Origin of the sequence: Streptomyces sp. NPDC057543, from assembly GCF_042801895.1 — a bacterium.
Taxonomy (GTDB): domain Bacteria; phylum Actinomycetota; class Actinomycetes; order Streptomycetales; family Streptomycetaceae; genus Streptomyces.
This window is the reverse complement of the sequence record NZ_JBHVFF010000323.1, coordinates 1-8,965: the sequence shown is the minus strand read 5'-3', so window position 1 is coordinate 8,965 and position 8,965 is coordinate 1. Positions and strand designations below refer to the sequence as shown.

Annotated in this window: 7 protein-coding genes, 1 pseudogene and 1 riboswitch; of the genes and pseudogenes, 7 read left to right on the top strand and 1 reads right to left on the bottom strand. The window is 69.3% G+C overall.

Going from position 1 to position 8,965, the window contains the following annotated elements:
• From ACFU8Q_RS35475 to ACFU8Q_RS35455, 5 genes and pseudogenes are all read left to right on the top strand, one after another.
• Nucleotides 1–149: pseudogene (locus ACFU8Q_RS35475) on the top strand (4-hydroxy-3-methylbut-2-en-1-yl diphosphate synthase); the annotation flags it as partial.
• Between the two features lie 26 nt (nt 150–175).
• Nucleotides 176–2,077 carry a 1-deoxy-D-xylulose-5-phosphate synthase gene (gene dxs / locus ACFU8Q_RS35470; protein WP_384462443.1) on the top strand — a complete coding sequence of 634 codons (1,902 nt, stop codon included), beginning with the start codon at nt 176–178 and terminating at the stop codon, nt 2,075–2,077.
• Nucleotides 2,074–3,471, top strand: a complete 1,398-nt coding sequence (locus ACFU8Q_RS35465) for an aspartate aminotransferase family protein (protein WP_384462440.1) — start codon at nt 2,074–2,076, stop codon at nt 3,469–3,471. The genes dxs and ACFU8Q_RS35465 overlap by 4 nt, the downstream gene beginning before the upstream one ends.
• 74 nt (nt 3,472–3,545) lie before the next feature.
• Entirely contained in the window at nt 3,546–4,154 is a 609-nt protein-coding gene (locus ACFU8Q_RS35460) for a helix-turn-helix domain-containing protein (RefSeq protein WP_384462437.1), read from the top strand.
• Between the two features lie 31 nt (nt 4,155–4,185).
• Nucleotides 4,186–4,353: a DUF6126 family protein gene (locus tag ACFU8Q_RS35455; protein WP_384462434.1), complete on the top strand. Its 168-nt coding sequence runs from the start codon at nt 4,186–4,188 to the stop codon at nt 4,351–4,353.
• A 28-nt stretch (nt 4,354–4,381) separates the two neighbouring features.
• Here the strand turns inward: ACFU8Q_RS35455 and ACFU8Q_RS35450 are convergent, their stop codons facing one another.
• The gene (locus ACFU8Q_RS35450) at nt 4,382–5,194 is read right to left on the bottom strand and encodes a tyrosine-protein phosphatase (RefSeq protein ID WP_384462431.1); all 813 of its coding nucleotides are present in this window, start codon (nt 5,192–5,194) and stop codon (nt 4,382–4,384) included.
• 227 nt (nt 5,195–5,421) lie between these two features.
• Here ACFU8Q_RS35450 and ACFU8Q_RS35445 point away from each other — a divergent pair, with 227 nt between their 5' ends.
• Nucleotides 5,422–7,521, top strand: a complete 2,100-nt coding sequence (locus tag ACFU8Q_RS35445; RefSeq protein WP_384462428.1) for an alpha-galactosidase — start codon at nt 5,422–5,424, stop codon at nt 7,519–7,521.
• Between the two features lie 293 nt (nt 7,522–7,814).
• Nucleotides 7,815–7,969: riboswitch (cyclic di-AMP (ydaO/yuaA leader) on the top strand.
• Between the two features lie 5 nt (nt 7,970–7,974).
• Nucleotides 7,975–8,907 carry a peptidoglycan DD-metalloendopeptidase family protein gene (locus ACFU8Q_RS35440; protein ID WP_384462425.1) on the top strand — a complete coding sequence of 311 codons (933 nt, stop codon included), beginning with the start codon at nt 7,975–7,977 and terminating at the stop codon, nt 8,905–8,907.
• Nucleotides 8,908–8,965: the final 58 nt, after the last annotated feature.

Here is an 8,965-nt window from a genome sequence, read left to right as displayed (position 1 = left end):
AGGGGCAGATCTTCGTGAAGGGCGAGGTCATCAAGACCGTGCCCGAGTCGAAGATCGTCGAGACGCTGATCGAAGAAGCCATGAAGATCGCCGAGGGCATGGACGGCGCGGGGACACCATCGGGCGTTCCCGCCGTCACCGTGAGCTGAAACAGAACCAGAGAGGGGGCCCGAACGTGACGATTCTGGAGAGCATCCGGGGGCCGCACGATCTCAAGGCGCTGAGCGACGCGCAACTCGACGAACTGGCCGAGGACATCAGGCAGTTCCTCGTCCGGGCAGTGGCGAGGACCGGCGGTCATCTGGGCCCGAACCTGGGAGTGGTGGAGCTTTCCATCGCCCTGCACCGGGCCTTCGACTCGCCGGTGGACCGCATCCTGTGGGACACCGGGCACCAGAGTTATGTGCACAAGCTGCTCACCGGGCGGCAGGACTTCTCCAAACTCCGCGGCAAGGGGGGCCTGTCCGGCTACCCCTCCCGGGAGGAGTCCGAGCACGACGTCATCGAGAACTCGCATGCCTCGACCGTCCTCGGCTGGGCCGACGGCCTGGCCAAGGCCCACCAGGTGCTGGGGCGGAGCGACCATGTGGTGGCCGTCATCGGCGACGGTGCCCTCACCGGCGGCATGGCCTGGGAGGCGCTCAACAACATCGCGGCCGCACGCGACCGGCCGCTCGTCATCGTCGTCAACGACAACGAGCGTTCGTACGGCCCGACGATCGGCGGCCTCGCCAACCACCTCGCCACCCTCCGTACCACCGACGGATACGAACGCTTCCTCTCCTGGGGCAAGGGAGTGCTCCAGCAGACGCCCGTCATCGGACAGCCGTTGTACGAGTCCCTGCACGGCGCGAAGAAGGGGTTCAAGGACGCCTTCGCCCCGCAGGGCATGTTCGAGGACCTCGGGCTCAAGTACGTCGGGCCGATCGACGGGCACGACATCGCGGCCGTCGAGTCCGCACTGCACCGGGCGAAACGCTTCCACGGCCCGGTGCTGGTGCACTGCCTCACCGAGAAGGGCCGCGGCTACCCTCCCGCGCTCCTGGACGAGGCCGACCGCTTCCACACCGTGGGCGCGATGGACCCGCTGACCTGCGCACCGCTCGTCCCGACGGAAGCGCCCTCCTGGACCTCGGTGTTCGGGGACGAGATCGCCGCGATCGGCGCGGAGCGGCCGGATGTCGTGGCCATCACCGCGGCGATGCTGCACCCCGTCGGACTGACCAAGTTCGCCGAGGCGTTCCCCGACCGGGTCTGGGACGTCGGGATCGCCGAGCAGCACGCCGCGGTCTGCGCGGCGGGACTCGCCACCGCCGGACTGCATCCGGTCGTCGCCGTGTACGCCACCTTCCTCAACCGGGCCTTCGACCAGTTGCTGATGGACGTCGCGCTGCACAAGTGTGGGGTGACCTTCGTCCTCGACCGGGCCGGGATCACCGGACCCGACGGGCCTTCGCACAACGGCATGTGGGACATGTCCCTGCTTCAGGTCGTCCCCGGACTGCGGATCGCCGCCCCGCGCGACGCCCACGAGCTCCGGGCCGAACTCCGCGAGGCCGTCGACATCGACGACGCCCCCACCGTGATCCGGTTCCCCAAGGAATCGGTGGGCGAGCCGGTCCCGGCCATCGACCGGATCGGCTCCATGGACGTTCTTCACTGGGCGGACGACCCCGATGTGCTGCTGGTGGCCGTCGGCGTGCTTGCCCCCGTCTGTCTCGGCGCGGCCGACCTGCTGGCGGGCCGCGGCATCCGCTGCACCGTCGTCGACCCGCGCTGGGTCAAGCCCGTCGACGAACAGCTGGCCCCGCTCGCCGAACGGCACCGGCTGGTCGCCGTCGCCGAGGACAACAGCCGTGCCGGGGGCGTCGGTTCGGCGGTCGGACAGGCGCTGCGGGATGCCGGGGTCGACGTACCGCTGCGCACCTTCGGCATCCCCGAGCAGTTCCTCGCCCACGGCAAGCGCGGCGAGCTGCTGGCCGACATCGGGCTCACCCCGGTCGAGATCGCCGGGCGGATCAGCGCCGCACTGGCCGGCAAGGAAGCAGCGAGAAGGACCGAGGAGAGCGGGGCATGAAGGACGACGGGCCCAAGGGCTTCGATCTGGTGCAGCTCCTCGCAGAGCGCGGCGCGGAGCGCTACGAGCTGCACGCGAAACACCTCAATCACCAGTTGCCGCGCATGCTGCACACCATCGGCTTCGACAAGGTCTACGAACGGGCCGAGGGCGCGCATTTCTGGGACGCGGAAGGCAAGGACCACCTCGACATGCTCGCCGGATTCGGCGTGATGGGTCTCGGCCGGCACCACCCCGTCGTACGCAAGGCCCTGCACGACGTCCTCGACGCCTCGCTCGCCGATCTCACCCGCTTCGACTGCCAGCCGCTGCCCGGGCTGCTGGCCGAGAAGCTGCTCGTCCACAGCCCTCACCTGGACCGGGTGTTCTTCGGCAACAGCGGTACGGAGGCCGTCGAGACCGCGCTGAAGTTCGCCCGGTACGCCACCGGCAGGCCCAGGATCCTCTACTGCACCCACGCCTTCCATGGGCTGACGACCGGCTCGCTCTCGGTCAACGGGGAGAGCGGCTTCCGGGACGGCTTCGCCCCGCTGCTGCCGGACACCGCCATCGAACTCGGTGATCTCGATGCACTGAGGCGTGAGCTGAAGCGCGGCGATGTGGCGGCACTGGTCGTCGAGCCGATCCAGGGCAAGGGCGTCCACGCCGCGCCGCCCGGCTTCCTGCGGGCCGCGCAGGAGTTGCTGCACAAGCACAAGGCGCTCCTCGTCGCCGACGAGGTGCAGACCGGCCTCGGCAGGACCGGGGACTTCTACGCGTACCAGCACGAGGAGGGTGTCGAACCCGATCTGGTCTGTGTCGCCAAGGCCCTCTCCGGCGGCTATGTGCCGGTCGGGGCGACCCTCGGCAAGGACTGGATCTTCAGGCGTGTCTACTCGTCGATGGACCGGGTCCTGGTCCACTCCGCGAGCTTCGGCTCCAACGCCCAGGCGATGGCTGCCGGGCTCGCGGTCCTCGCGGTGATGGAGGACGAGGAGATCGTCGCGAACGCGCGCCGTACCGGCGATCTGCTGCGCGGGCGGCTGGCCGCGCTGGTCGACCGCTACGAACTGCTCCACGAGGTGCGCGGCCGCGGGCTGATGATCGGCATCGAGTTCGGCCGGCCGTCGTCACTGAAGCTGCGTAGCCGCTGGGCCATGCTGCAGGCGGCCCGCAAGGGGCTCTTCGCGCAGATGGTGGTGGTGCCCCTGCTCCAGAAGCACCGCATCCTCACGCAGGTGTCGGGCGACCATCTCGAAGTGATCAAGCTGATTCCGCCACTGGTGATCGGGGAGCCGGAGGTCGACCGGTTCGTCACGGCGTTCACCGCCGTGATGGACGACGCACACAGCGGGGGTGGACTGATGTGGGACTTCGGCAGGACCCTGGTGAAACAGGCCGTCGCCAACCGCTGATCCCGGGGAACTCGTGACTTTGCCTCTGAGGTAAGAAATTTGCCTCAGAGGAAAACTCCTGGCCCAATGGGTACATGAACACTCCAGACGGAGGGGCGGCCGACGAGCTGCCCGGGGTCGCGCCACGTCTGCGCGATCTACGCCGCAGCCGTGGTCTCACCCTGGAGACCGCCGCTCAGCGGGCAGGGCTGTCGCCCGCCCATCTCTCCCGGCTCGAAACGGGCCGTCGGCAGCCCTCGCTGCCGATGCTCCTCGGTCTGGCCAGGATCTACGGTACGACGGTTTCCGAACTGCTCGGCGAGACGCCCCCGGAACGGGAGGCGATCATCCGCGGCGGGAAGTTCGAGGGGGCCGAGGCCGACGGCTGGATGTACCAGCAGGCCGGCGGCTCCGGCCGGGCGATGCAGGCGCTGCGTGTCCGGGTTCCGTACGGCGCCCAGGGTGATCTCGTACGGGTCCATCCCGGCGAGGAGTGGCTGTACGTGCTCCTCGGACACCTCCGGGTCACGCTCGGCGACACCGTGCACGATCTCGCGCCCGGTGACAGCGCGCACTTCGACTCGCTGACTCCGCACCGGATCACGGCCGTCGACCGCGACGGCGCCGAGCTGCTCTTCGTCCACACCCTGCTGCAGAGCCCCGCCGCCGAGCTGTGTCTCGGCAGCGGCATACACCGTCGCTGACCGGCCCGTCCGGTCGTCAGAGAGGACTGTCATGTCCGATTCAGAGAACTACGACCCGCTCGGGTCCAACAAGAAGTACGAGGCCCAGGAGCGGAAGTTTCCGCGCGGCGTGGTGATCCGGCTGTTCGCCTACCTCATCGCCGGACACATCGTCGCGGGCTTCCTCTATCTGCTCTTCGCGGTGGCCGGCAAGGGCTGACCACCGCGACCGGGCGGAGTGGTTCGCGCTACGCCTCGTCGAGGAGCCGGTCGCGCAGCCGCTCACGGGTCTCGGGGGCGAGCTTCAGTCCCTTGGAGAAATAGCGGTCCGTGTCGCCCCAGGTCTCGTCGATGGTGGCGAAGGCAGCCGCCAGATAGTCGGCGTGGGCGCCGAAGAGCGGGTTGAGCAGCTCCACCACCTCGGCCGACATGCCGTCCGTCGAGGTGTCGCTGCGGCGCACCTTGTAGCGGCGGTGGGCGTCGTTGGACTTCAGGTAGTCGGCCTCGATGGCATCGCGCTCGACGCCGACCGCGAGTAGTGACACCGCGATCGACAGACCGGCCCGGTCCTTGCCCGCGGCGCAGTGCATCAACGCCGGAACGCTGTCCTCGGCCAGGGCGTGCAGGACCCGGCTGTGCTCTGCGGTACGGTCCAGGATGATCGAGCGGTACGAGGCGATCATCCGGTTCGTTCCCTTGCCGTCGGCCAGGATCGAGCGCAGCTGGTCGAGGTCGCCGTCGCGGACCAGCCGCCAGAACTCGGCGCCGTCGGCGGGGTCGGAGAGCGGGATGCTGACATTCCGCACGCCGGGCAGCTCGATGTCCGCGCCGTCGAGCCGGTGGTCGGCCTCATTGCGGAAGTCGAAGACCGTGTGCAGACCGAGACCGCCGAGAAAGGCGGAGTCCTCGGCGGTGGCGTGCGCAAGGTGACCACTGCGGAAGAGCCGCCCGTGCCGCACCCGCCGGCCGTCGACGGTGGGCAGGCCCCCCACGTCGCGGAAGTTGCGGACGCCCGCCAGCTCGGGTTCCGTCGACGGGGTCTGCGGCAACTGCTGCGTCACGGTCTCTCCTGGAGTGTCTGGCGTCGACGCGGGTCGCCGACTGGGCCACTCCCGCGACGATACGACATTGATTCCTCAGGCAATCATCCCGTTCATTCCTTGTCGATACCCCGGCGAACCGCCTTGCTCCTGCGGCGAATCCGTCCGCTGAATTAATCGCCCGGACCGTTGCCAGCCCGCCCGGTAACGGTCGATGATGTGCGGAACTGTTGGGATATGGGGGCGCAGTGATCGAGACTGGCGACAAGGGCCGGACCTGGCTGCTCACCGGGGCGGGCAGCTGCTACGCACTGCGGCTCACGGAGCGGGACGAGCTGGTTCATCTGCACTGGGGTCCGCGGATCTCCTTGGCCGCGACGGAGTCGCTGGCCGCGGCACCGGAGCAGCCCGTCCGGGGCTTCGAGTCCCCGCTCGACGGCCGTGAGGAGTACCCGGTGGAGGGCGGCCCCCGGTTCGTCCGCCCGGCCCTCTCGGTACGGACCCCGGAGGTCCGCGGTACCGAGTGGGCCTACGCCGACGCCACGGTGGACGGGGACGAACTCCGCATCGGCTTCACGGACTCCGTGCACCGGCTCGCCCTGACCCTGCACTACCGGATGCGGGACTCTTCCGACGTCATCGAGCGCTGGGCCACCGTCGCCCACGCCGGGCCGGACGGTCCGCCGCTGGAGCTGCTGCGGGCCGACGCGGCCGCCTGGGCACTGCCCGCCCGCGACGGCTGGCGGCTGAGCCGGCTCCACGGCCGCTGGGCGGCGGAGTCGCAGCTCGCCCGGGCGGAGCTGATGTACGGCGAGAGCGTCATCTCCAGCCGGCGCGGCCACACCGGGCACCAGTACCTGCCGTGGGTCGCACTGGACGCCGACGGCGCGGCGACCGAGGAGAGCGGCGAGGTGTACGGCTGTGCGCTCGGCTGGTCCGGGTCGTGGCGGATTTCCGTACAGCGGCTGCCCGACGGGCTCGTGCAGATCACCGGCGGCGCCGGGCACGACGACTCGGGGCTGTTGCTGCTCGCGCCGGGGGAGTCGTACGTCACACCCGTCTTCGCCGGTCTGTGGAGCGCGGAGGGGTTCGGCGGAGCGAGCCGGGCCTGGCACGCCTGGCAGCTGGCCCAGGTGATCCCGGACGCGGGGAGTCTGCGGCCGGTGCTCTACAACTCCTGGGAGGCGACGGGCTTCGACATCGCGCAGGAGCAGCAGCGCGCCCTCGCCGAGCGCGCCGCCGCGATGGGCGTCGAGCTGTTCGTCGTGGACGACGCATGGTTCGGGCAGCGCACCAGCGACCGGGCGGGGCTCGGCGACTGGACGCCGAATCCGGACCGCTTTCCCGGCGGGCTGGGGCCGCTCGCCGACGAAGTGCACGGTCTCGGCATGCAGTTCGGAATCTGGGTCGAGCCGGAAATGGTCAATGCCGACAGTGATCTCTATCGTGCGCACCCCGACTGGGTACAGCACTTCCCCGGGCGGGCACGAACCGAGTTCCGTAATCAACTGGTGCTCAATATGGCCCGCGCCGATGTGCGGGAATATCTCTGGGAACAGCTGGACGGACTGCTCTCCAGTGCGCCCATCGACTATGTGAAATGGGACTTCAACCGCTCGTTCACCGACGCGGGTTGGCCGGGCGAGGAGTATCCGCAGAAGCTCTGGGTCGAGCATGTCGACGCCCTGTACGCGCTGATTGACCGGCTCCGGGCCGCGCACCCCTCGGTCGCCTTCGAGTCCTGCTCGGGCGGCGGCGGCCGGATCGATCTGGGGATTCTGTCCCGTACGGACCAGGTGTGGACCTCGGACAACACCGACCCGCTCGACCGTCTCGCCATCCAGGAGGGCTTCGGCCAGATCCATCCGGCCCGGGTGATGGCCGCCTGGGTCACCGACAGCCCCAACGTCCAGCTCAACGGCAGGGTCAGCTCACTTCGCTTCCGTTTCGTGAGCGCGATGGCCGGTGTGCTCGGGGTCGGTGGTGACCTCACCGAGTGGAGCGAGGAGGAACTGGCCGAGGCGCGGACCTGGGTGGATCTCTACAAGGAGATCCGGCCGGTGGTTCAGCACGGCTCGCTGTACCGGCTTCGCGCCCCGCGCGGCGGGCTCAGCGCGGTCCAGTACGTCCACGGGGACGAGGTCGTGGTCCTGATGTGGCTGGAGGCGCAGCGGTACGGGGAACAGCCCCCGGTCCTGCGGCTGCGCGGACTCGACCCCGCGGCGACCTACACCTGCCTGGACACGGGAGCGGTGCACCACGGTTCGGTGCTGCTTCACCAGGGGCTGCACACCGGGCTTCGGGGGGACCTCGACGCGCGGGTGCTGAGGCTCCGGCGCGAACGATGAGCATGACATGTCCGGAAAAGGGCAATTTGGCATAACTTGCCCTATGTGTACGGCAGATGGTTGCCCGTTCGTGAGCGGGATCATATCCGTGACGGTGTGTACTGGCGGGGCGGCCGGGCATTCCGTGCGCGGCGCGGAATGCCAAGATCCTTAATCCACGGAGTGTTACCGGAATTCCGTGCCGAATTCCTGGCGGGGATTCCGGTACGGAACCAGTGGCTTGTTCTCGCCGTCCCGACTCGCTTACGGTCACCGTCAATCCGGACGGACCGCCTAATCCTGCCGCCGCCCGGAATTCGCATCCACTCAACGTGTGGCAGGAGCGGGGGAACCAGGTAGGCCGCCGATCGGAGAAATCCGGTCGGCTCGGGGTGAAGTCGCGCTCAGCGCGGCCGGGCATCTCCAGCCCGAACCCGACAGCTCACCTCGTAGGCGCCGGAGAGGAAGCCCTTCATGCTCATATCGGGTAAGCACCGTCGTACGAGGACCCGCACCATCGCCCGTGGCGTCGCCGCCGCAGGCGCCGGCGGCGCCGTCATCGCGCTGCCGCTGCTCGGCGCCACCGGTGCCAGCGCCGCCCCGACCGCCGCCCCGCAGTCGGTCTCCGCCGCCACCACGCACGCCACTGCGGCCAAGCCTGTCGCGCAGAAGCAGGCCGCCACCACGACGTACTCCGTCGTCTCCGGCGACTCGCTGTCGAAGATCGCCACCGAGCACAAGATCGAGGGCGGCTGGCAGAAGCTGTACCAGGACAACCGCAAGGTCGTCGGCGACGACCCCGGCCTGATCTTCCCGGGCATGAAGCTGACCCTCGGCGGCAAGGCGTCGGGTGACTCCGCGCCCACCGGCGCCGGTACCGGCGCTGCCCTCCCGTCGAAGGTCCCCACGGTTCCCTCGTCGCTCGTGAAGAAGTCCGCCCCGGCCAAGGTGTCGACCGTCACGGAGTCCAAGACCTCCGCCCCGGCCGCTCGGAGCAACAGCTCCGGCTACGCGCATCCGGTCCCCGGCAACCACACCACCGGCTACCGCGCCTCCGGCTCCAACTGGTCCAGCGGCAGCCACACCGGGATCGACTTCCCCGTCTTCACCGGCACCAGCGTGAAGTCCATCACCTCCGGCACCGTCGTCACCGCCGGCTGGGGTGGCGCGTACGGCAACCAGGTCGTCATCAAGCACGCCGACGGTCACTACTCGCAGTACGGCCACCTGTCCTCGATCTCCGTCTCGGCGGGCCAGTCCGTGAGCACCGGTCAGCAGGTCGGCCTCTCCGGCGCCACCGGCAACGCCACCGGACCGCACCTGCACTTCGAGGTCCGCACGGGCCCGGCGTACGGCTCGGACATCAACCCGATCGCCTTCCTGGCTTCGCACGGCATCTACGTCTGAGTCGAACCAACGGGCAGTTGAGCAACAGGGTATGACCTGAGTTGCACAGCAGGGGCGG

Excerpts from the sequence above, each read along its gene's own strand:
- ACFU8Q_RS35465 (WP_384462440.1), top strand. The coding sequence starts at position 2,074 with ATGAAGGACGACGGGCCCAAGGGCTTCGATCTGGTGCAGCTCCTCGCA.
- ACFU8Q_RS35460 (WP_384462437.1), top strand. The coding sequence starts at position 3,546 with ATGAACACTCCAGACGGAGGGGCGGCCGACGAGCTGCCCGGGGTCGCG.
- ACFU8Q_RS35440 (WP_384462425.1), top strand. The coding sequence starts at position 7,975 with ATGCTCATATCGGGTAAGCACCGTCGTACGAGGACCCGCACCATCGCC.
- ACFU8Q_RS35455 (WP_384462434.1), top strand. The coding sequence starts at position 4,186 with ATGTCCGATTCAGAGAACTACGACCCGCTCGGGTCCAACAAGAAGTAC.